The sequence below is a fragment of the Acidovorax sp. GW821-FHT10E04 genome, assembly GCF_059415185.1.
This window is the reverse complement of the sequence record NZ_JBWKMT010000001.1, coordinates 380802-400952: the sequence shown is the minus strand read 5'-3', so window position 1 is coordinate 400952 and position 20151 is coordinate 380802. Positions and strand designations below refer to the sequence as shown.

Here is a 20151-nt window from a genome sequence, read left to right as displayed (position 1 = left end):
GGCGGCCGCACGCGGCCGCCCGCCGTTGCCGGTTTTCCCCTCGCTCCAAGGCCACCCCACCGCCCTCCACCGCCCATGTCCGCCGTTTTCAACTTCACCTTCGTCCCCTGGTTCCGCTCGGTGGCGCCCTACATCCACAAGTTCCGCAACCAGACCTTCGTGATCGGGCTCACGGGCGAAGGCATCGCGGCGGGCAAGCTGCACAACATCGCGCAGGATCTGGCGCTGATCCAGGCCATGGGCGTGCGCATCGTGCTGGTGCACGGGTTTCGCCCGCAGGTGAACGAGCAGCTCGCGGCCAAGGGCCATGCGGCGAAATACTCGCACGGCATCCGCATCACGGATTCGGTGGCGCTGGACTGCGCGCAGGAAGCCGCGGGCCAGCTGCGCTACGAGATCGAGGCCGCGTTCAGCCAGGGCCTGCCCAACACGCCCATGGCGGGCGCCACGGTGCGGGTGATCTCGGGCAACTTCCTCACGGCGCGGCCCGTGGGCATCGTGGACGGCGTGGACTTCCAGCACTCGGGCCTGGTGCGCAAGGTGGACGTGGCCGGCATCCAGCGCACGCTGGACATGGGCGCGCTGGTGCTGCTCTCGCCGTTCGGCTTCTCGCCCACGGGCGAGGCCTTCAACCTGAGCATGGAAGAAGTGGCCACCAGCGTGGCCATCGAGCTGCGCGCCGACAAGCTGATCTTCCTGACCGAGGTGCCGGGCATCCGCATGCTGCCCGGCGAACCCGAGAGCGAGGACAACCCCATCGACACCGAGCTGCCCCTGGCCGCCGCGCAGGCCCTGCTGGCCACGCTGCCCACCGCGCAGACGCCCACCGACACGGGCTTCTATCTGCAGCACTGCGTGAAGGCCTGCAAGGCCGGGGTGGAGCGCAGCCACATCCTGCCATTCGCGGTGGATGGCTCGCTGCTGCTGGAGGTGTACGTGCACGACGGCATCGGCACCATGGTGATCGACGAGAAGCTCGAAGAGCTGCGCGAAGCCACCATCGACGACGTGGGCGGCATCCTGCAGCTGATCGAGCCGTTCGAGAAGGACGGTACCCTCGTCAAGCGCGACCGCACCGAGATCGAGCGCGACATCGCCAGCTACACCATCATCGAGCACGACGGCGTGATCTTCGGCTGCGCGGCGCTCTACCCCTACCCCGAGGCCAAGACGGCCGAGATGGCCGCGGTGACCGTGTCCCCGCAAAGCCAGGGCACGGGCGACGGCGAGAAGCTGCTCAAGCGCATCGAGCAGCGCGCGCGCCTGCAGGGGCTGGACAGCATCTTCGTGCTGACCACCCGCACCATGCACTGGTTCATCAAGCGCGGCTTCCAGCCCGTGGACCCGGACTGGCTGCCCGACGCGCGCAAGCGCAAGTACAACTGGGACCGCCGCAGCCAGGTGCTGGTCAAGAGGCTCTGAGTGTTTCGCGCGCCGCCGCCACGGCGCGCGCCACCTGCGCAATGGCCGCGTCGCGCTGCTGCGGCGCGGCGGCGGACCGCGTGAGGTAGCAGGTCACCAGTACCGGCGCGCCGCCGCCCGGGGGCCACAACACGCCGATGTCGTTGGCCGTGCCGCTGTCGCCGGCCGTGCCCGTCTTGTCGCCCACCTTCCAGCCCGGCACGCCGGCGCGCAGGCGCTGGTCGCCGGTGCTCGTCTCCACCAGCCAGCGCTGCAGCCAGGCGCGCGACGCCGGTGTGAGCACATCGCCCAGCACCAGTTTCTGCAGGGTCTGCAGCATGGCCAGCGGCGTGGTGGTGTCGCGCGGGTCACCCACCTTGGCTTCGTTCAGCGTGGGCTCGGTGCGGTCCAGGCGCGTGGTGGTGTCGCCCAGCGAGCGCACGAAGGCGGTGAACCCGGCCGGCCCGCCATGGCGCGCCAGCAGCACGTTGGCGGCGGTGTTGTCGCTCAGGCTCACGGTGGCGGCGCAGAGTTCGCCCACCGTGAGGCCCCCGCCGTCGCCCGCGCGCGGGCCGCTCGCGGGCGAATGCGCGATGACGGCCTCGCGGCCGTAGTGCAGGCGGTGGTCCAGCCGCTCCTTGCCCTGGTCCACCAGCGCCAGCATCCAGCCCGCCAGCACCGCCTTGAAGGTGCTGGCCATGGCAAAACGCTCGTCCTGGCGCCAGCCCAGCGCCAGGCCCGAGCCGGTGTCCAGCATGGCCACGCCCAGGCGGCCCTCGGCGGCGCGTTCGATGCCGGCCAGCGTGTCATTCCACTGGCGGGCCGTGGTGCCGCGGTCCGCCGCGGTGCCGGCGGCGGCGCAGCCCCAGATAGGCAGGGCGGTGGCAGCCATCAAACCCAAGGAAAACTGTCGTCTTTGCATAAGAGATGGAGGGGTGAGTTGAAGCAAGGACCGAACGATACGGTGATACAGCCCCCAGCACCATCGACAATAATTGCCGCCAGCCCCCAGAAAAACTTATGCATCTTCCGCTCAATGCCCTGCGCGCGTTCGAAGCCTCGGCGCGCCACCTGAACCTCACGCGGGCGGCCGAGGAACTGCACGTCACCCAGACCGCCGTGAGCCAGCACATCCGCAAGCTCGAAGACCGCCTGGGCAAGCCGCTGTTCCGCCGCCTGCCGCGCGGCCTGGCGTTGACGGACGAGGGGCAGGCGCTGCTGCCGGTGGTGGTGGAATCGTTCGCCAGCCTGGAACGTGCGCTGGAAAAGCTGGGCGACACCCGCCCGCGCGAGGTGCTGACCGTGGGCGCCGTGGGCACCTTTGCCGTGGGCTGGCTGCTGCCCCGGCTGCGCGACTTCCAGCAGGCCTGCCCCTTTGTAGATCTGCGCCTGCTCACGCACAACAACCGGGTGGACATGGCGGGCGAAGGGCTGGACTGCGCGATCCGCTTTGGCGACGGCGCCTGGCATGGCACGCATGCCGAACGCATCATGGACGCGCCCATGTCCGTGATGTGTTCGCCCGCGCTGGCCCACGGCCTGCGCACGGCGGCCGACCTGGCACGGCAACCACTGCTGCGCAGTTACCGCACCGATGAATGGGCGGCGTGGTTCGAGGCCGCGGGCGCCCCCTGCCCCGTGGTGCGCGGCGCGGTGTTCGACTCGTCCCTCACCCTGGCGGAAGCAGCGGCACAGGGCGCGGGCATGGCGCTGCTGCCGGTGCGCATGTTCACGCGCGAACTGCAGCAAGGCCGCCTGGTGCGGCCCTTTGCGCAAGAACTGCACCGGGGCGCCTACTGGCTCACGCGGCTGCAGTCGCGCCCGGCCACGGACGCCCTGCTGGCGTTCAGCGACTGGCTCCGGGCCCAGGCCCGCATGGCGGCGGAAGAAATATGAAGGAAATTGGCTTCCAGCGCTTGTTCATCAAGCGCTAGCAGCTATCACAACAATAGCAGATGCATCCCGTCAGGCAACACGCCTGCGGGGCCCCACGGCCACCATCAGCGCCGCCGCCAGCACCAGCGCGCCGCTCAGGATGTACAGGCTCAGGCTGAAGCTCCCCGTGGCCGACTTGATGGCACCCACCATCACCGGCGCCACCACGCCCGCCGTGCCGCCCAGCGTGGTGATGAGCGCAATGCCCATCGCCGCGGCGTCCTTGGCCAGCAGGCTGGCGGGCACCGCCCACAGCACCGCGAAGGCGCTGGACACCCCCATGGCCGACAGCGACAGGCAGGCCACGGCCGCCCAGGGGCTGTGCATGAACAGGGTCGTCAGCGACAACCCCACGGCCCCGAGCACCGCGCCCACCGCGAAGTGCCAGCGCCGCTCCTGCGTGCGATCCGAATGCCGCGCCACCACCAGCGTGGCAGCGATGCCCAGCGCCGCCGGGACCACCGAGTAGAACCCGATCTGCAGCACCGACAGCCCCATGGACTGCAGCAGGGTGGGCTGCCAGAACGACATGGCGTAGATACCCAGGATCACCAGGAACGAGATGAACCCCAGCAGCCACACCTGCGGGTTGCGCAATGCGCTGCCAAAGGACTGCGGGGCGCCGCCACCGATGGCTTGCTCCTGCGCCAGATCGCGCCGCACCTGGGCTTTTTCTTGCGATGTGAGCCAGCCAGCCTCCTCGGGGCGGTTGTCGAGCCAGCGATAGGCCAGCACGCCCAGCAACACGCACGGCAAGCCCTCCACCACGAAGAGCCACTGCCAGCCGCGCAGGGACAGGGCGCCATCCAGGTACGTCATGGTCAGCCCCGCCAGCGGGCCCGCCACGATGGGTGCCGCCCCGTAGGCCATGAAGAACAGCGCCGTGGCCCGCGCACGCTGCTGCGCCGGGAACCACAGCGTGAGGTAGAACAGCACGCCGGGCGCAAAGCCTGCCTCGAAAACCCCCACCAGGAACCGCAGCACATAGAACTGCGTGGGCGTGGTGACGAACAAGGTGGCCGCCGATGCCAGACCCCACAGCGCCATGATGCGCAGCAGCGTGGCCCGCATGCCCACGCGCGCCAGCATCACATTGCTGGGGATCTCGAACAGCGCGTAGCCGATGAAGAACACCCCGGCCCCGAGGCCGAAGACCGCATCGCCGAAGCCCAGGTCGGCCTTCATCTGCAGCTGCGCGTAGCCGATGTTGGTGCGGTCCAGGTAGTTGAAGATGTAGCAGACAAACAGCAGCGGTATGAGCCGCCAGCTGATCTTGCGGTAGAGCGCGTGGGTGCCGGTGTCATCGGTGGCAGCGGATGCCGCCGCAGCCGCGCCATAGGTGGCCGTGTTCATGGGTTGTCTCCTGGGTTTGTTCTTGTCGCGTGGTGCACCTGCAGTGCACAGGCGTCACACGCGCTGCAGCTGTCCCGATTCGGTGGTGCCCCAGAGGTGGCCCGTGGGCGCGCCCGGAAACAGCCAGTGCGGCGAACATTCGCTCGACGGCACCACATTGCTGAAGCCGTGCGACGCCGAGGTGCCCGCGATGGTCTTCTCCAGCACCATCGAGAGGTACTGGTCGTTGCTGTTTTCCTGGGTGTTGCCGTTCAGGACCACCTCGGCCCCGGTCGCCTTGGCGAAGCGGCGGATGGCGTTGTGGCGCGAGACCTCGGGCGCCCAGCTGTCGGCCGAGACACCGTTTTCGCTGCTCACGCGCAGGCCGTCCGGCACGCGGTACACCAGCGAATGGTTGCCCTCGGTGTGCCCCGGCGTGTGCACCAGCGCCACGCCCCGGCCCAGCTGTACGCTGCCGTCGAATGGCACGATGCGGTCGCCGGCCACGCCGCGCAGGCCATCGGGGCAGTACCAGTCGGCCTGGGTGGGCAAGAGGCCCGCCACGCTCGCCAGCTCCTGCCGGTGCACCAGCAGGCGCGCGTTGGGCAGCAGGCCGGGCCCGCCGTCCGTGCCCAGCCAGCGCCGCAGGTTCTGCGTGTGCAGGTGGTCGTAGGTGATGTAGTCGATGCGCTCGGGCGCCACGCCCACGCTGGCCAGGGCATCCAGCACGGTGCCGTGGATGGGCGCGATGGTGCCGTGCAGGAAGGCCGGTGTCTGCTCGCTCAGGCGGCGGAAGTACGGCGTGTCGCGCCCCGTCTCGTGGTCTGCCGGCGTGAACAGCAGGTGGCGCAGCTGCCCCCCGAAGTCCTCGAACTGGATGAGCACCGTGCGCGCCAGCAGATGCACCATGTGCGGCTTGAGCAGCTGCTGCGAATACACGCCGCTGAACGCATACCAGGCCGGATAGGGAATGCGCAGCAGGTCGAAGCTGCGGGCGTAGCGCACGGCCGGCTCGTCGAGGAACCACTCGCGGAACTGCGCGCCGCTGCGGCGCAGCGCACGCAGGCGGTCCTGTGGCGACGCCGCGCTGCGGGCGCCGTCGAAGTCCGTGACCGCCGCCAGGGCGGAAGGGGCGTTGTCTCTTTTCATGGAGTTCTCCTGGAGAAATGGGCAGATCAGTAGAGCGAACGCCCGCCCGAGATGTCGAACACCGCGCCGGTGCTGAACGAGCAGTCGGCCGAGGCCAGCCAGGCCGCCATCGCGGCCACTTCATCGGGCAACACGAAGCGGCCCATGGGCACGCGCGCGAGCAGGCTCTGGCGCAGCGCGGCCTGGTGCTCGGCCGGTACGGCGTCGAACACCGCCGTGTCGGCCGCCGAGGGCGTGATGGCATTGACCAGGATGCCCGGCCCCGCCAGCTCCTTGCCCAGCGACTTGGTGAGCGCGATGAGCCCGGCCTTGGACGCGGAGTACGCCGCGTTCAGGCCGTTGCCCTCCTTGCCCGCCACCGAGGCGATGTTGACGATGCGCCGCCCCAGGCCGGGCGGCTGCTCACCTGCCAGGCCCCGCAGCATGCGCGGCACCACGGCCCGGCAGCACAGAAAGGCGCCCGTGAGATTCACCTCCATCACCTGGCGCCACTGCGCCGGGGTGTGTTCCCACAACGGGGCCAGCGGCCCCAGCACCCCGGCGTTGTTCACCAGCACGGTGATGGGCCCGAGCGCCGCCTCGCTGGCCTGCGCGGCCGACTCGACATCGGCCTCCTGGGCCACATCCACCCGGGCCGTGTGGATGCGGCCGGCGGCATCCAGCGCGGCACTGGCGGCCTGGAGCGCACGGGCGTCGCGGTCCCACAGGGACACACGGGCGCCATCGGCCAGGAAGCGCCGGGCAATGGCCAGGCCGATGCCCTGGGCACCCCCCGTGATGACGGCATGGTGCCCCGCCAGCCCGGCGCTCATGCGGCCGCCGCGGCGGCGGGTTCGGCCTGGCGCGGGGCGGCCGCGGGCGCGCTGGTGGGCCCGGCCGCCAGCAGCGAACCCACAATGGCCGGCAGCTGCGCAGGCGGCACGCCGGCCAGCAACTGGCGCAGCATGGTCATCGAGTCGAAGTACACGCGCTCGCAGACCAGGCGCTCGCCCTCGAAGATGAAGAGCGCGATCATGCGGCAGCGGAAGCTGTTGCCCGTGGGCGGCAGGTTGCCCAGCGGCCCCTGGTGGGTGCCCAGCAGCCAGAACTCCACGATCACCGCGTCGTCGGTGTGGCGCAGCTGGATGATCTCGTGCCGCTGGTCCGGGAAGGCCTTGCGCGAAGCCAGGTAGTAGGCACGCACCGCATCGTTGCCGTCGTGCACCTCACCGGTGGGAATCAGTTCGTAGTGCGGGTGCGGAAAGGTGTCCAGCACCGCGTCGAAGTCCTGGCGGGTCTCGTCGGCAAAATGGTCCAGCACGGTTTTCTCGCGCAGGGCCTGCAGGGCGGTGCGTGGGGTGGCGGGGATGCTGGAGGTGGAGGGGGTGGAGGTCATCGCGGATCGTCTTTCAGATAGAGGGTTCGGGTCAGGGCGCTGCGCTTGTTTTCTTGCGCCCTGCGCTGCTCAGCCACCGACTATCCGCAGCCGGCGTTGTGCAGACTGTCCGTTGTTGGCAATTGCGGCCCCGGACAAACCCGCACAGGCCTTCCACCCGGGCGCCGCATGCGGTACACCGTGCCACCCGCCCCGCCCGCCTCCTTCCTGCTCGCGCTCCACCCGTACGCACGCGCCCTACCGCCCGCCATCGCCCCATGCCCCCCCTGCGCACGCCCCCGCCCCGCTCCCCCACCGTGTCCCCCGACACACCCCATGCGCTGACCGCGCCCGACGCCGCCGACCGCCTGCGCCTGCCGGACGATGTGCAGCAGCAACTGCTGCGGGTGGCGCACCACAAGCAGCTGCAGCGCGGCGATTCGCTGTTCCTCAAGGGCTCGGCGCCCGATGCGCTGTTCGGCGTGGTCAGCGGCTCGCTGCGCGTGAGCGTGGTGGCCCCGGGCGGGCGCGAGGCCGTGATCGCCGTGCTGGAGCCCGGCCACTGGTTCGGCGAGGTCTCCCTTTTCGTGGGCCGTGAGCGCGTGTACGACACCTGCGCGGCCGATACCACCGAGATCGCGGTGGTCTATGCCGACGACTTCCACCACCTGGTGAACACGCAGCCTCAGGTGCACATGGCGTTGACCAGGCTGGTGTGCATGCGGCTGCGCCAGGCGCTGGCGTGGATCGACGACGCCATCCTGCAGCCGCTGCCCGTGCGGCTGGCGCACCGGCTGCTGACGCTGGACGCGCGGCCCGAGGCTTCAGCCGGGGTGACCACGCTGGCGGTGTCGCAGGAAGACCTGGCCTTCATGCTGGGGGTGTCACGGCAGAGCGTGAACCGGCAGTTGAAGCTGTGGGAAGACGAGGGAATCCTGCGGGTGGGGTACCGGGTGGTGGAGGTGATGGATCGGGGGAGGCTGGAGGGGTGTGTGCGGGATGGGGTGTGATTTGATCAAAATGGGCCGTGTGCGCTTATATAGAAAGCGCCAGCCGCTATTGTTTTTATAGTAATTACTGCTTCTGATCGAAGGGCGGAGGCCGGGGTGTGCGCCCGGCCCCCGCCCCCAACACAAGCACAGCACAACAACAGCACAAGCTATCAACAGCAGCTAGCAACCCCAGCTACACAAACCCCAATGCCCCCACATCCACCCCATCCACCTGCCCCGCTTCCAGAAACTCCTGTCCATACCGCAGATACACCCCCTCGCGCACGAACACCTCGAACAGGTCTGGGTCGATGTGCCCGTTGTCCCGCATCCGGCACATGATGGCCAGCGCCTCTGACAAAGTCATCCCGCTCTTGTACGGCCGGTCCGCCGCCGTCAGGGCCTCGAAGATGTCGGCGATGCCCATCATGCGGGCCTGCAGCGACATCTGCTCGCGCGTGAGGCCGCGCGGGTAGCCCTTGCCGTCCATGCGCTCGTGGTGGCCGCCCGCGTACTCGGGCACGTTCTTGAGGTGGCGCGGCCAGGGCAGCGTCTCCAGCATCTTGATGGTGGCGACGATGTGGTAGTTGATGGTGTCGCGCTCGGCCTGGGTCAGCGTGCCCGCGCGGATGGTGAGGTTCTCCACCTCCTCGGCCGTCAAGAAGCTCGTCTGCACGCCCTGCGGGTTGCGCCAGTGGCGCATGGCGGCGATGTCGCGCACGCGCTGCTGGTCCTCGGGCCGCATGGCCTCGGTGCCGGTGTTGCAGCGGCGCAGGAAGTCGCGGTCTTCTTCCAGCGCCTGGATCTCGTGCTGCAGGGCCTGCAGCTCCTGGCCCTCGGCCCGCGCATCCACCACGGGGCGCAGCGCCAGCTGGCGGCGCAGCGCGGCCAGTTCCGCATCGCGCTTGAGCACCTCGAAGCGCGTGTCTACCAGGCCGATGCGGTCGTAGATCGTCTGCAGCTTGGTGGCCTTGTCCACCACGTGCACGGGCGTGGTGATCTTGCCGCAGTCGTGCAGCAGGCCGGCCATCTTGAGCTCGTAGCGGTCGCGCTCGCTCATGCGAAAGCTCGCCAGCGGCCCCTGCCGTGTGGCGTTGACCGCATCGGCCAGCATCAGCGTGAGGGCCGGCACGCGCTGGCAGTGGCCGCCGGTGTAGGGCGATTTTTCGTCGATGGCCAGGTTGATGAGGTTCACGAACGACTCGAACAGGCGTTCGAGCTGCGAGATGAGCAGCCGGTTCGTGAGCGCGATCGCGGCCTGCGAGGCCAGCGACTCGGCCAGGCCCTGGTCGGCCTCGGAAAAGGTCGTGACCGCGCCCGTCTCCTGGTCGCGGGGGTTGATGAGCTGCAGCACGCCGATGAGCTCATGGTCGTGGTTCTTCATCGGCACGGTGAGGAACGACTGCGAGTGATAGCCCGTGCGCGCATCGAAGGCGCGCGTGCCCGAGAAGTCGAAGCCCTGGGCACTGTAGGCATCGGCGATGTTCACGGTGCGGTCGTGGATGGCGGCGTGCGCCGCCACGAGCGAATCATTGGGCGAGCCATCGGCGTTGCGCAGCGGCAGGTGCGGAAAATCGATGGGCTTGCCCGTGGTGCCGCCCAGGCGGATGCCCAGCGAATCCGTGCGCAGGATCTCGAACTTGAGCGCCGACTGGTCCTCGGTCACGCTGTAGAGCGTGCCGCCATCGGCGCCGGTGATGGCCTTGGCCGCCTCCAGGATGTTCTCCAGCAGCCGGTCGATGTCCCGCTCGCGCGAGAGCGCGGCGCCGATGCCGTTGAGCTGCTCCAGCCGGCGAAACAGGTTGACTGTGGATTCCTTGCCCATAAAACCACCTTGGGTGCAGCGTTGGCGACCGCTCATCGTAACGAAAAGTGACGGCTATCATCGACCTTCTGTTTCCCGCTTTCCCATTTCTTGTGCACTCGGTCACACCCCGCTTTCTCACCGTCGCCCTCTACCAGTTTGTCGATCTGCCCGACTGCGCCGCGCTGCGCGCGCCGCTGCAGGCCCTGTGCGACGAGCCTGGCGTGCGCGGCATGCTGCTGCTGGCGCCCGAGGGCATCAACGGCACCATCGCGGGCGAGCCAGCCGATGTGCTGGCCGTGCTGGCCTGGCTGCGCAGCGATCCGCGCTTTGCAGCACTGCAGCACAAGGAGGCGCACGCGCAGCGCATGCCGTTCTACCGCATGCGCGTGCGGCTCAAGCGCGAGATCGTCACCCTGGGCGTACCGGGCCTGAACCCGGCCCGCAACGCGGGCACGTACGTGAAACCCGAGGACTGGAACGCGCTCATCGACGACCCCGGCGTGGTGGTGGTGGACACACGCAACGACTATGAGGTGGGCATCGGCACGTTCGAGCGCGCCGTCAACCCGCACACCAGGAGCTTTGCGGAGTTTCCGGCCTGGGTGGCCGCGCAATCGGGGCCCGGCGGCGTGCTGGCGGGCAAACCCCGCGTGGCCATGTTCTGCACGGGCGGCATCCGCTGCGAAAAATCCACCGCGTTCCTCAAATCGCAGGGGTTCGAGGAGGTCTTCCACCTCGAAGGCGGCATCCTCAAGTACCTGGAGACCGTGCCCGAGGAAACCAGCCGCTGGCATGGCGACTGTTTTGTGTTCGACGAGCGCGTGTCGGTGGGCCACGGCCTGGTGCCCGGGCACCACCAGCTGTGCCGCTCGTGCCGCATGCCCCTGGGCGCGGCGGAGCTGCAGTCGCCGCACTACGTGGCGGGCGTGAGCTGCCCCTATTGCCACGGCACCCGCACGCCCGAGCAGGAACGCGCCCTGGCCGAGCGCGAGCGGCAGATGCAGCTGGCCGCCCGGCGCGGCCAGGAACACATCGGCGCGCGCCAGCCCGGCACGCCAGTGCGCGTGCACGGCGGAGCCCCGGAAGGCGCCCCCCAAAAGGACGACACCGCGTGAGCACCGCCACCGCCCTGCCCGTTCTGTATTCGTTCCGCCGCTGTCCCTATGCGATGCGCGCCCGGCTGGCCCTGGCCGTGAGCGGCCAGGACTGCGAACTGCGCGAGGTGGTGCTCAAGAACAAGCCCCAGGGCCTGCTGCAGGCCTCGCCCAAGGGCACCGTGCCGGTGCTCATCCTGCCCGATGGCCGCGTGCTGGAGCAGAGCCTGGACATCATGCTGTGGGCGCTGCAGCAGCACGACCCCCAAGGCTGGCTCGCGCCCGCCGGGGGCACGGTGCCAGAGATGCTGGCGCTGATTGCCGAATGCGACGGCCCCTTCAAGCAGGCCCTGGACCGCTGCAAGTACCCCAGCCGCCACCCGGGTGCGGACATCGGGGCCGAACGCGCGGCGGCCACCGCCTGGCTGGGCACGCTGGATGCGCGCCTGTCCGCCCAGCCCCACCTGTTCGGCGCACATGCAGCGCTGGCCGACATGGCGATCGCCCCGTTCGTGCGCCAGTTCGCGGGCATCGACATGGGCTGGTGGGCGGCCCAGCCCTGGCCGCATTTACAGGCCTGGCTGGCTGATTGGCAGTCATCACCACTGCTGGCCAGCGTGATGCCGAAGCTGCCGGCGTGGGTGGATGGCACGGAAGGTGTGGCGTTTCCGTTTGCCGAAGCAGATTTCGCCTGAGCCCGGGCGGGCCCACGCGGTCTAGCCACAAAAAAGGCGCCCCGAGGGGCGCCTTTGCCTTGAAACGAAGCCTGGAAAACTCAGGCCATGGACAGCCCGCCGCCACGGCGGCCACCGCGCATGCCGCGCACCAGCAGCGCCAGCAGCACCACCGCGAAACCCACGAAGCAGACAAACGACCAGTTGGCGATCGAGCCCCCCAGGAAGGTCCAGTCCACCGCCGCGCAGTCGCCCGAGCCCCGGAAGATCATGGGAATGGCGCGGCTGATGGGGTAGTTCTCGATCATTCCGTAGAAGTCGCGGCCGCAGGTGGCGACCTCGGGCGGGTACCACTGCAGCCAGCTCTGGCGGGCCGCCACGAAGGCGCCAAAGCCCGAGGCCACCAGGGCCAGCACGCCCCAGCCCATCCACCAGCCTTTAGCGTCCCTGGCGCTTGCCAGACCTGCGAAGATTGCTACACCAATGAGAGCATAACGCTGCACGATGCACATGGGGCAAGGCTCCAGGCCCACCACATGCTGCAGGTACATGCCGAAGGCGAGCATCGCCACACACGCCACGCTGATCAGCGCCAGCACACGGCGCGGGGCCGCAGTCAACCAGTTCATTTCTTATCCCTCTTCAATAGCCGTTGCAAACGGTGCCGCCGGTAAAACGGGCGTGCCCCGCACCAGTGCACCCGTGGATCTGGCCCCGCCAGTCCACCGGGTACGTCCCCCCAGGGGGAAGACGCGCAGCGGCTCGGGGGGAATCAGATCCCGGCGGCGTGGTCCAGAAAAACACGGGCGCGGCGCGGCGTCACCACCAGCGTTTCGCCCTCCTTGAACCCCATCTCCTTGAACTGCTGCGCAGGTATCTGCGCTTCGATCAAGTGTTCCGGGGACGCATTGTCCGCTGGTTTGTGATCCTGGGATGGAATAAGTTCCAGGCGCGCGATCGGGCCCACCACGATGGCACGGCTCAACTGCGCCACGATGCCGCGCGGGCGGCCCTGGGCGTCGAGCCCGGCGCCCGGGGAGTAGCGCTCCACATCCAGGTCGTGGGGGCGCACATAGGCAAAAGCCTTGGCGTTCTGCGCGCCCTGGTGCTCGGGCGAATCGATCTGCATGCCCTCCAGGTGCACCAGGCCCTCGTGCGCCCGGCCGTGGAACAGGTTCACGTCGCCCAGGAAGCCGTAGACGAACGGGCTCGCGGGCTGGTCCCACACCTGCTGGGGCGAGCCGCTTTGCTCGATGCGGCCCTGGTTGATCACGACCACCCGGTCGGCCACCTCCAGTGCCTCTTCCTGGTCGTGCGTGACGAAGATGCTGGTCACGTGCAGCTCGTCGTGCAGGCGGCGCAGCCAGCGGCGCAGTTCCTTGCGCACCTTGGCGTCCAGCGCGCCGAAGGGCTCGTCCAGCAGCAGCACCTTGGGCTCCACCGCCAGGGCGCGGGCCAGCGCGATGCGCTGGCGCTGGCCGCCCGAGAGCTGCGAGGGGTAGCGGTCGGCCAGCCAGTCGAGCTGCACGAGCTTGAGCAGGTCGGTCACCTTCTGCTTGATCTGCGCCTCGCTCGGGCGCTCGCCACGGGGCTTCACGCGCAGGCCGAAGGCCACGTTCTCGAACACGGTCATGTGGCGGAACAGCGCGTAGTGCTGGAACACGAAGCCCACGTTGCGCTCGCGCACGTGCACGTCGGTGGTGTCCTCGCCGCTGAAGTGGATGGTGCCGACGTCAGCCGTCTCCAGCCCCGCGATGATGCGCAAGAGCGTGGTCTTGCCGCAGCCCGAGGGGCCGAGCAGCGCGATGAGTTCGCCCGATGCGATGTCCAGGCTCACGTCGCGCAGCGCCTGGAAGTCGCCGAACTGCTTGCTGACGTTACGGATTTCAATGCTCATGGTCTTCTTCCTTCAGCGGGCGGCTGGCGCGGGTGCGGGCCGCTCGGGGGGCAAATCGGCGGCGGCTTTCAAGGCCTGCTCGTTGCGGTGTTCGGCAATGGTCTTGATGACCAGCGTGACCAGGGCCAGCAAGGCCAGCAGCGATGCAGCGGCGAACGCGGCCACGGACTGGTACTCGTTGTAGAGAATTTCGACGTGCAGCGGAATGGTGTTGGTCTGCCCACGGATGTGGCCGGACACGACGGACACCGCGCCGAACTCGCCCATGGCCCGCGCATTGCACAGGATCACGCCGTACAGCAGGCCCCACTTGATGTTGGGCAGCGTCACGTACCAGAAGGTCTGCCAGCCGGTGGCGCCCAGCACGATGGCGGCCTGCTCTTCGTCGTTGCCCTGCGCCTGCATCAGCGGAATCAGTTCGCGCGCGATGAACGGGAAGGTCACGAACACCGTGGCCAGCACGATGCCCGGCACGGCGAAGATGATCTTGATGTCATGCGCCTGCAGCCAGGGGCCGAACCAGCCCTGCGCGCCGAACATCAGCACGTAGATCAGGCCCGCCACCACGGGAGAGACGGAAAACGGCAGGTCCACCAGCGTGGTCAGGAACGCCTTGCCCCTGAACTCGTACTTGGCGATGCACCAGGCGGCCGCGACGCCGAACACGAGGTTCAGCGGCACGGCAATGACAGCGGTGATCAGCGTGAGCTTGATGGCCGCCCAGGCATCCGGCTCGCGCAGGCCTTCGAGGTAGGCCCCGAAGCCCTTGCGCAACGCCTCGGCGAACACGGCGGCCAGCGGCAGCACCAGGAACAGCAGCATGAAGGCCAGCGCGATGGTGATCAGCGTGTAGCGGACCCAGGGCGCTTCAGTCGTGCCCGCCTGTGCGCGGCGGATAGTCCGGGAGTTGTTGCCGCTCATGCTGGAGCCCCCGCGTGGCGTCGCTGCCATGCCTGTAGTGCGTTGATGATGAGCAGCAGGATGAACGAGATGACCAGCATGACCACGGCCACGGCGGTGGCGCCGGCGTAGTCGTACTGCTCGAGCTTGCCGATGATGATCAGCGGCGTGATTTCAGACACCATGGGCATGTTGCCAGCGATGAAGATCACCGAGCCGTATTCCCCCACCGCCCGCGCGAATGCCATGGCAAAGCCGGTGAGCAGCGCGGGCGTGATGGAGGGCAGGATGACCTTGGTGAAGGTCTGCAGACGCGTGGCGCCCAGGCAGGTGGCGGCCTCTTCCAGCTCTTTTTCGGCGTCTTCCAGCACGGGCTGCACGGTGCGCACCACGAACGGCAGGCCGATGAAGATGAGCGCGATCACGATGCCCGCGGGCTTGAACGCGAGCTGAATGCCCAGGGGTTCCAGGATGCTGCCGACCCAGCCGTTGCCGGCCAGCAAGGCGGTCAGCGAGATGCCGGCCACCGCCGTGGGCAGGGCGAACGGCAGGTCCACCAGCGCATCGACGATCTTCTTGCCCGGGAACTTGTAGCGCACCAGCACCCACGCGATCAGCAGGCCAAACACCAGATTGACCAGCGCCGCGAGAAACGATGCGCCAAAGGTCAGCCGGTACGACGCCATCACGCGCGGCGCGCTGATGGCCGCCCAGAACTGGTCCCAGGTGAGCGTGAAGGTCTTGAAGATCAGTGCCGACAGCGGGATCAGCACGATGATGCTCAAATAGAAAAGCGTGTAGCCCAGGGTCAGCCCAAAGCCGGGCAATACCCTCCTAGCGCTTCTTGGTGCGCTTTTTTTACCGTTCATATGTTGTTATCCATTGCGCATCGTCGGTAGGAACCGGCGCGACCCAAGCCAGCAGACGCCGCGCAAGGGCCGCCCCGCGGCGCTGGCGTCGTCCCCCTTCCCGGCGATAGCCCAGAGAAGGGGGAAGCCGCACAGCGGCTCAGGGGGTTGTCCACTACTACTTGGCGCCGGGCGTGTAGAGCTTGTCGAACTGGCCGCCGTCGTTGAAGTGCACCTTCTGCGCTTCGGTCAGCGAACCGAAGTACTTGGCCACCGTGAACTGCTTGAGCGGCTTGAAGGTATCGGCGTACTTCTTGAGCACCGTTTCAGAACGCGGGCGGATCGCGTGCTTGGCGGCGATTTCCTGGGCTTCCTCGGAGTACAGGTAGTCCAGGTATGCCTTGGCCAGCTGGGCGGTGCCCTTCTTGGCCACGGTGCGCTCCACCACTGCCACGGGGTTCTCGGCCACCACGCTCACCGACGGGTAGATCGCATCGACCTTGCCGGCGCCGAATTCGCGGTCGATGGAGACCACTTCGGATTCGAAGGTGATCAGCACGTCGCCCTGGTTGCGCTGCAGGAAGGTGGCGGTGGCATCGCGGCCACCCTTGGCCAGGATGGGCACGTTCTTGTAGAGCTTGCCCACGAATTCGGCGGCCTGCGCCTCGGTGCCACCCTTTTCGCGCACGGCGCCCCAGGCGGCCAGGTAGGCATAGCGGCCGTTGCCGCCGGTCTTGGGGTTCACCACGATCACCTGCACACCGGGCTTGATCAGGTCTTCCCAGTCCTTGATGCCCTTGGGGTTGCCGTTGCGCACCAGGAACAGCATGGTCGAGGTGGTGGGCGATGCGTCGTGCGGGAATTTCTTGGCCCAGTCCTTGGCGACCACGCCGCTGTCGGCGAGGAACTGCACGTCGGTCGTCGTATTCATGGTCACCACGTCGGCCGCCAGGCCGTCGTTCACGGCGCGCGCCTGGGCGCTGGAGCCGGCGTGCGACTGGTCGATCTTCACGTCCTGGCCGGTGGTCTTCTTGTAGTGCGCAGCGAAGGCCACGTTGTAGTCCTTGTAGAACTCGCGGGCCACGTCGTACGACACGTTGAGCAGCGAATTCTGTGCAGCGGCCATGCCGCTGGCAGCCAGGGCCACGGTGGCCAGAAGGGTCTTGAGTTTCAAAGAGGTCATGGTGCCTTCGCCCGAAAAGTACTGGAGATGCTCCATTGTGCGGAGCCGTGCTTAAAACTCAAAAGAATATATTCTTGTTAAATAATCAGCTATTGGAATATAGATCTTCAATGGCGGGCCGGCCGGTGATTGCCAGCGGGCCTGGCAAGCGTCCTGGCGACGGATTTCAAGAAAAAATGGCCCGCAGCGCTTGATGATCAAGCGCAGGAAGCTATTAAAAATATAGCAATCAGAATGCTGCCGACGTGGCGTGTGGATGGGCGGCGGATGGCGGCAGGGCGCCGTGTTCGCCCTCCAGCGACTGCAGCAGCGCCCAGCCCAGGGGCCACTCTCCATGGCCGGACTCGATGTTGATGTGCCCGGCGTTCTGCATGCGCACGAACTCGCTGCCCCAGGCACGGGCATAGGCGCCCGCCAGGCGAATGGGGCAATACGGATCGTTGCTGCTGGCCACCACGATGCTGCGGTACGGCAGCGCGGCATAGGGCACCGGCGCGAAGTCGCTCAGCACGGCCCGGCGCTCGGGGTCGGCCGGGGCCACCAGCAGCGCGCCGCACACACGGGCAGCCGCTTCGGGGCCGATGTGGGCCGTGGCGATGCAGCCCAGGCTGTGCGCCACGATCACCACCGGGCCGGGCGCCGCGAGCACGGTCTTTTCAAGCTGGCCCACCCAGGCAGACCGCGTGGGCGTGATCCAGTCGTCCTGCACCACGCGGCGGGCGTGCGGGATGCGCTCGGCCCACAGGCTTTGCCAGTGACCGGGACCGGAGTCGCGCCAGCCGGGAACGATGATGATGGAGGTGGAGGTGCTCACGGAAATCAGAGGGCCCGCCACAGCCTCGCGCCGCGGCCCTGCCCTGTTGTGTCTTGCTTCTTCTGCTTACTTGTTGGGCTGGGGCGTGATGCGCAGGTAGGGGCGCACCGCCTTGAAGCCCTTGGGAAAGCGCTGCGCGATCTCGGCCGGGTCCTGCAGGCTGGGCACGATGATCACGTCGTCGCCGTCCCTCCAATTGGCGGGAGTGGCCACCTTGTGGCTGTCGGTGAGTTGCAGCGAGTCGATCACGCGCAGGATCTCGTCGAAATTGCGCCCCGTGCTGGCGGGGTAGGTGAAGGTGGTGCGGATGACCTTCTTGGGATCGATGATGAACACACTGCGCACCGTGACCGTGGTCGATGCGTTGGGGTGGATCATGTCGTAGAGGTCGGCCACCTTCTTGTCCGCATCGGCCAGGATGGGGAAGTTGACGGTGGTGTTCTGCGTGTCGTTGATGTCGCCCACCCAGCGGTTGTGCGAATCGACAGGGTCCACGCTCACGGCGATGGGCTTGACGTTGCGCTTTGCAAATTCGCCGCCCAGGGCAGCCGTTTTGCCCAGTTCGGTGGTGCAGACGGGCGTGAAATCGGCGGGGTGCGAGAACAGCACGACCCACGAATCACCGGCCCATTCGTGGAAACGGATGGTGCCGGCGGTGGATTCCTGGGTGAAGTCGGGGGCGGTGTCGCCGAGTCGCAAGGTGACCATGTGAAACGCTCCTTCAATGTCTGAGGGGGCATTCTGCGATCCGGCCTTTAAAACCCAAACGAATATATTGCTCTTACTTAATCGCCAAAACGTCTATAAAACAAGACGACCCGTCACACCTCCAAGAGGCGTTTCAGCCGCTCCGGGTAGTTGTTGAGGAAATCCTGCGTCACGACATAGTGCTCGGTGTCCTCGAACGCCACTTCGGACAATCCGCCACCGTCGAACTGGATGATCTTGGCGTTCGGGTAAGACAGCAGAATGGGCGAGTGCGTAGCGATGATGAACTGCGACTTGTCCTCTACCAACTGGTGGATGGCCGACAGCGCAGCCAGCTGCCGATTGGGGGACAGCGCGGATTCGGGTTCGTCCAGCAGGTACAGGCCCTTGCCCTGGAATTTGTGCGTGAGCAGGGCCATGAACGCTTCGCCATGCGAGCGGGCATGGAGCGATTTGCCGCCATAGGAGTCCAGGTAGCCCACCTCGTCCATGTAGGTCGCCACGTTGAAGAAGCTCTCGGCCCGCAGAAAGTAGCCATCGCGCGGCGAGCGGTAGCTGCGCGCCAGCCGCAGCACCTCGTGCAGGGACGATTCCGACCCTGCCGTAGCCAATTGGAAGTTACGGGTGCCACCCTCGGGGCTGTAGCCAAGGGCCAGGGCAATGCCTTCCAACAGTGTGGACTTTCCAGATCCGTTCTCGCCCACGAAGAACGTCACGTCCGAGTGAAACTCCAGCCGGCCTAACTCGCGGATGGCGGGGATGTTGTACGGGTAGGTGTCGTAGTCGATCTCCGCATCCGGACGGACGCAGGCGCTCTGGAGGTAGGGTTTGGCAGACAGCATGAGCGCCATGCTAACGGGTGGCATGGCCAAGCGGCAGACTGCTAAAGCGCCGCAGGCGGCGTTCTATCCGGCGGTCCCGGCAGGCCGAGTCGGCCCTGCAACCCGTTGCAGAAATGGGTCTCTAGCGATCTTCAAAAATATTTCCATTATTTTTGCTGCGCTTCAACCCCATTCACCCGCCCCGTTCGTTTCACTCAGCACCAACAACACTTTGATGGAGCTGCCATGAAACCCGGTTCATTCACCCTTCCCGCAGTCACCGCGCTGGCCACCTTGCTGGCACTGGCCAGCCTGCCTGCCCAGGCCATTGGCCGCCTGGCCGATGTCACCATCGTGGACCGCGACACGGGCACCACGCTGCCGGTGCACTACGCCAAGGGCGAATACTGGGTGGCTGGCCGCCCTGGCGCGCGCTACGCCATCACGGTGCGCAACCGCTCCGGTGAACGGGTGCTGGCCGTGCCCTCGGTGGATGGCGTCAATGTGCTCAGCGGTGAAACCGCCGCCTGGGACCAGCGCGGCTATGTGTTTTCGCCCTACGAGCGCTACCAGATCACCGGCTGGCGCAAGAGCGACAGCCAGGTCGCGGCCTTCGAGTTCTCCAGCATTGCCAACTCCTACGCCAGCCGCACGGGCCGCCCGGCCCACGTGGGCGTGATCGGTGTCGCGCTGTTCCGCGAACAGGCGCCCGTGCCCTCGCCCGCCGTCACCCCCGAGCCCTACAGCCAGAGCCAGCGCCGCGACAACAGCGGCGGCAACGGCAACAGCCTGGGACGCCTGCGCGAGGAGCCTGTCCCCCATCTGCCCTCGCCATCGGCAGCACCCGCGGCTGCGGCACCCGCCCCCTCCTCGGAAGCCGAGTCTTCCGCACGGTCGATGGCTGCGGACAGTGTGGCCAAGGCGGCGCCCATGCCGTCTCCCAAGCTGGGAACGGCCCATGGCCAGCGCGAGACCTCGGTCGTCTCGCACACCACCTTCACGCGCCTGCAGGACCAGCCTAATGAAGTGATCAGCATCCGGTATGACAGCCGCGAAAACCTGGTCGCCAGCGGCGTGATCCGCGAGCCACTGGCCCGGCCGCATGTGCCCCGCGCATTTCCGCAGTCGGACAACCTGTCGTATGTTCCTGACCCGAGGTAGGCCTTGAGGGCTTCCGCTCTGCAGAGGCCCGCCGGTGCATGAGGGCCTCGCATAATGCGCGGGTGCCGACCGCCCCCTCCC

Annotated in this window: 21 protein-coding genes; 7 read left to right on the top strand and 14 right to left on the bottom strand. The window is 67.5% G+C overall.

What is annotated here, in order from left to right:
• The first annotated feature begins 75 nt into the window (after nt 1-75).
• Nucleotides 76-1422, top strand: coding sequence for an amino-acid N-acetyltransferase (argA, locus tag AC07OC_RS01820; RefSeq protein WP_218294715.1), 1347 nt, complete (start codon nt 76-78; stop codon nt 1420-1422).
• Here argA and blaACA read toward each other — a convergent pair.
• A complete protein-coding gene (gene blaACA, locus AC07OC_RS01815; RefSeq protein ID WP_494600345.1) occupies nt 1409-2323 on the bottom strand; it encodes an ACA family class A beta-lactamase in 915 nt (304 codons plus the stop codon). The genes argA and blaACA overlap by 14 nt on opposite strands.
• Nucleotides 2324-2421: 98 nt before the next feature.
• Between blaACA and AC07OC_RS01810 the strand changes: the two genes are divergently transcribed.
• Nucleotides 2422-3297, top strand: coding sequence for a LysR family transcriptional regulator (locus AC07OC_RS01810; RefSeq protein ID WP_218341071.1), 876 nt, complete (start codon nt 2422-2424; stop codon nt 3295-3297).
• 69 nt (nt 3298-3366) lie between these two features.
• On the opposite strand, the gene AC07OC_RS01805 is transcribed toward AC07OC_RS01810, so the two are convergent.
• From AC07OC_RS01805 to AC07OC_RS01790, 4 genes are read right to left on the bottom strand one after another with little or no spacing between them, the layout of a single operon-like run.
• A complete protein-coding gene (locus tag AC07OC_RS01805) occupies nt 3367-4689 on the bottom strand; it encodes an MFS transporter (protein WP_218341070.1) in 1323 nt (440 codons plus the stop codon).
• Between the two features lie 54 nt (nt 4690-4743).
• Nucleotides 4744-5817: an MBL fold metallo-hydrolase gene (locus AC07OC_RS01800; protein ID WP_218294711.1), complete on the bottom strand. Its 1074-nt coding sequence runs from the start codon at nt 5815-5817 to the stop codon at nt 4744-4746.
• A 26-nt stretch (nt 5818-5843) separates the two neighbouring features.
• Nucleotides 5844-6629: an SDR family NAD(P)-dependent oxidoreductase gene (locus AC07OC_RS01795; RefSeq protein ID WP_218294710.1), complete on the bottom strand. Its 786-nt coding sequence runs from the start codon at nt 6627-6629 to the stop codon at nt 5844-5846.
• The gene (locus AC07OC_RS01790) at nt 6626-7192 is read right to left on the bottom strand and encodes an ester cyclase (RefSeq protein ID WP_218294709.1); all 567 of its coding nucleotides are present in this window, start codon (nt 7190-7192) and stop codon (nt 6626-6628) included. The genes AC07OC_RS01795 and AC07OC_RS01790 overlap by 4 nt, the downstream gene beginning before the upstream one ends.
• A gap of 257 nt (nt 7193-7449) precedes the next feature.
• Between AC07OC_RS01790 and AC07OC_RS01785 the strand changes: the two genes are divergently transcribed.
• Nucleotides 7450-8181, top strand: a complete 732-nt coding sequence (locus tag AC07OC_RS01785) for a Crp/Fnr family transcriptional regulator (protein WP_494600344.1) — start codon at nt 7450-7452, stop codon at nt 8179-8181.
• A gap of 175 nt (nt 8182-8356) precedes the next feature.
• Here AC07OC_RS01785 and AC07OC_RS01780 read toward each other — a convergent pair whose 3' ends face one another.
• Nucleotides 8357-9988: an HD domain-containing phosphohydrolase gene (locus AC07OC_RS01780; protein WP_492244864.1), complete on the bottom strand. Its 1632-nt coding sequence runs from the start codon at nt 9986-9988 to the stop codon at nt 8357-8359.
• 92 nt (nt 9989-10080) lie between these two features.
• Between AC07OC_RS01780 and trhO the strand changes: the two genes are divergently transcribed.
• Nucleotides 10081-11085 carry an oxygen-dependent tRNA uridine(34) hydroxylase TrhO gene (trhO, locus tag AC07OC_RS01775; protein WP_494600343.1) on the top strand — a complete coding sequence of 335 codons (1005 nt, stop codon included), beginning with the start codon at nt 10081-10083 and terminating at the stop codon, nt 11083-11085.
• A gap of 53 nt (nt 11086-11138) precedes the next feature.
• On the top strand, nt 11139-11759 hold the full coding sequence (locus AC07OC_RS01770; protein ID WP_492244998.1) for a glutathione S-transferase: 621 nt from the start codon (nt 11139-11141) through the stop codon (nt 11757-11759).
• Between the two features lie 80 nt (nt 11760-11839).
• On the opposite strand, the gene AC07OC_RS01765 is transcribed toward AC07OC_RS01770, so the two are convergent.
• The 8 genes from AC07OC_RS01765 to AC07OC_RS01730 all read right to left on the bottom strand — a co-directional run bounded on the left by AC07OC_RS01765 (nt 11840) and on the right by AC07OC_RS01730 (nt 18930).
• Complete coding sequence (locus AC07OC_RS01765; protein WP_218294705.1) at nt 11840-12367, bottom strand: disulfide bond formation protein B; 528 nt, start codon at nt 12365-12367, stop codon at nt 11840-11842.
• Between the two features lie 143 nt (nt 12368-12510).
• Nucleotides 12511-13635 carry a sulfate/molybdate ABC transporter ATP-binding protein gene (locus AC07OC_RS01760; protein WP_218341063.1) on the bottom strand — a complete coding sequence of 375 codons (1125 nt, stop codon included), beginning with the start codon at nt 13633-13635 and terminating at the stop codon, nt 12511-12513.
• A 12-nt stretch (nt 13636-13647) separates the two neighbouring features.
• A complete protein-coding gene (cysW, locus tag AC07OC_RS01755; RefSeq protein WP_218295297.1) occupies nt 13648-14556 on the bottom strand; it encodes a sulfate ABC transporter permease subunit CysW in 909 nt (302 codons plus the stop codon).
• Nucleotides 14553-15404: a sulfate ABC transporter permease subunit CysT gene (gene cysT / locus AC07OC_RS01750; RefSeq protein WP_494600342.1), complete on the bottom strand. Its 852-nt coding sequence runs from the start codon at nt 15402-15404 to the stop codon at nt 14553-14555. Before cysT ends, cysW begins: the two co-directional genes overlap by 4 nt.
• Before the next feature lie 157 nt (nt 15405-15561).
• Complete coding sequence (locus AC07OC_RS01745; RefSeq protein WP_494600341.1) at nt 15562-16566, bottom strand: sulfate ABC transporter substrate-binding protein; 1005 nt, start codon at nt 16564-16566, stop codon at nt 15562-15564.
• Between the two features lie 229 nt (nt 16567-16795).
• Nucleotides 16796-17380, bottom strand: a complete 585-nt coding sequence (locus AC07OC_RS01740; protein ID WP_218294701.1) for an RBBP9/YdeN family alpha/beta hydrolase — start codon at nt 17378-17380, stop codon at nt 16796-16798.
• Between the two features lie 66 nt (nt 17381-17446).
• Nucleotides 17447-18088 (bottom strand): peroxiredoxin, encoded by a 642-nt coding sequence (locus AC07OC_RS01735; RefSeq protein WP_494600340.1) that lies wholly within the window; start codon nt 18086-18088, stop codon nt 17447-17449.
• A 113-nt stretch (nt 18089-18201) separates the two neighbouring features.
• Nucleotides 18202-18930 (bottom strand): AAA family ATPase, encoded by a 729-nt coding sequence (locus tag AC07OC_RS01730; protein WP_218341059.1) that lies wholly within the window; start codon nt 18928-18930, stop codon nt 18202-18204.
• On the opposite strand from AC07OC_RS01730, the gene AC07OC_RS01725 reads away from it, so the two are divergent.
• Nucleotides 18929-19159, top strand: a complete 231-nt coding sequence (locus tag AC07OC_RS01725; protein ID WP_218341058.1) for a hypothetical protein — start codon at nt 18929-18931, stop codon at nt 19157-19159. The two genes, AC07OC_RS01730 and AC07OC_RS01725, sit on opposite strands and share 2 nt — an antisense overlap.
• Nucleotides 19156-20070, top strand: coding sequence for a hypothetical protein (locus AC07OC_RS01720; RefSeq protein ID WP_218341057.1), 915 nt, complete (start codon nt 19156-19158; stop codon nt 20068-20070). The genes AC07OC_RS01725 and AC07OC_RS01720 overlap by 4 nt, the downstream gene beginning before the upstream one ends.
• The last annotated feature ends 81 nt before the right edge of the window (nt 20071-20151 follow it).

Bases quoted from the DNA above. Each gene is read 5' to 3' on its own strand.
- argA (WP_218294715.1), top strand. From the start codon at position 76: ATGTCCGCCGTTTTCAACTTCACCTTCGTCCCCTGGTTCCGCTCGGTG.
- blaACA (WP_494600345.1), bottom strand. From the start codon at position 2,323: ATGCAAAGACGACAGTTTTCCTTGGGTTTGATGGCTGCCACCGCCCTG.
- AC07OC_RS01810 (WP_218341071.1), top strand. From the start codon at position 2,422: ATGCATCTTCCGCTCAATGCCCTGCGCGCGTTCGAAGCCTCGGCGCGC.
- AC07OC_RS01805 (WP_218341070.1), bottom strand. From the start codon at position 4,689: ATGAACACGGCCACCTATGGCGCGGCTGCGGCGGCATCCGCTGCCACC.
- AC07OC_RS01800 (WP_218294711.1), bottom strand. From the start codon at position 5,817: ATGAAAAGAGACAACGCCCCTTCCGCCCTGGCGGCGGTCACGGACTTC.
- AC07OC_RS01795 (WP_218294710.1), bottom strand. From the start codon at position 6,629: ATGAGCGCCGGGCTGGCGGGGCACCATGCCGTCATCACGGGGGGTGCC.
- AC07OC_RS01790 (WP_218294709.1), bottom strand. From the start codon at position 7,192: ATGACCTCCACCCCCTCCACCTCCAGCATCCCCGCCACCCCACGCACC.
- AC07OC_RS01785 (WP_494600344.1), top strand. From the start codon at position 7,450: ATGCCCCCCCTGCGCACGCCCCCGCCCCGCTCCCCCACCGTGTCCCCC.
- AC07OC_RS01780 (WP_492244864.1), bottom strand. From the start codon at position 9,988: ATGGGCAAGGAATCCACAGTCAACCTGTTTCGCCGGCTGGAGCAGCTC.
- AC07OC_RS01770 (WP_492244998.1), top strand. From the start codon at position 11,139: ATGCGCGCCCGGCTGGCCCTGGCCGTGAGCGGCCAGGACTGCGAACTG.
- AC07OC_RS01765 (WP_218294705.1), bottom strand. From the start codon at position 12,367: ATGAACTGGTTGACTGCGGCCCCGCGCCGTGTGCTGGCGCTGATCAGC.
- AC07OC_RS01760 (WP_218341063.1), bottom strand. From the start codon at position 13,635: ATGAGCATTGAAATCCGTAACGTCAGCAAGCAGTTCGGCGACTTCCAG.
- cysW (WP_218295297.1), bottom strand. From the start codon at position 14,556: ATGAGCGGCAACAACTCCCGGACTATCCGCCGCGCACAGGCGGGCACG.
- cysT (WP_494600342.1), bottom strand. From the start codon at position 15,404: ATGAACGGTAAAAAAAGCGCACCAAGAAGCGCTAGGAGGGTATTGCCC.
- AC07OC_RS01745 (WP_494600341.1), bottom strand. From the start codon at position 16,566: ATGACCTCTTTGAAACTCAAGACCCTTCTGGCCACCGTGGCCCTGGCT.
- AC07OC_RS01735 (WP_494600340.1), bottom strand. From the start codon at position 18,088: ATGGTCACCTTGCGACTCGGCGACACCGCCCCCGACTTCACCCAGGAA.
- AC07OC_RS01725 (WP_218341058.1), top strand. From the start codon at position 18,929: ATGAGCGCCATGCTAACGGGTGGCATGGCCAAGCGGCAGACTGCTAAA.
- AC07OC_RS01730 (WP_218341059.1), bottom strand. From the start codon at position 18,930: ATGCTGTCTGCCAAACCCTACCTCCAGAGCGCCTGCGTCCGTCCGGAT.
- AC07OC_RS01720 (WP_218341057.1), top strand. From the start codon at position 19,156: ATGAAACCCGGTTCATTCACCCTTCCCGCAGTCACCGCGCTGGCCACC.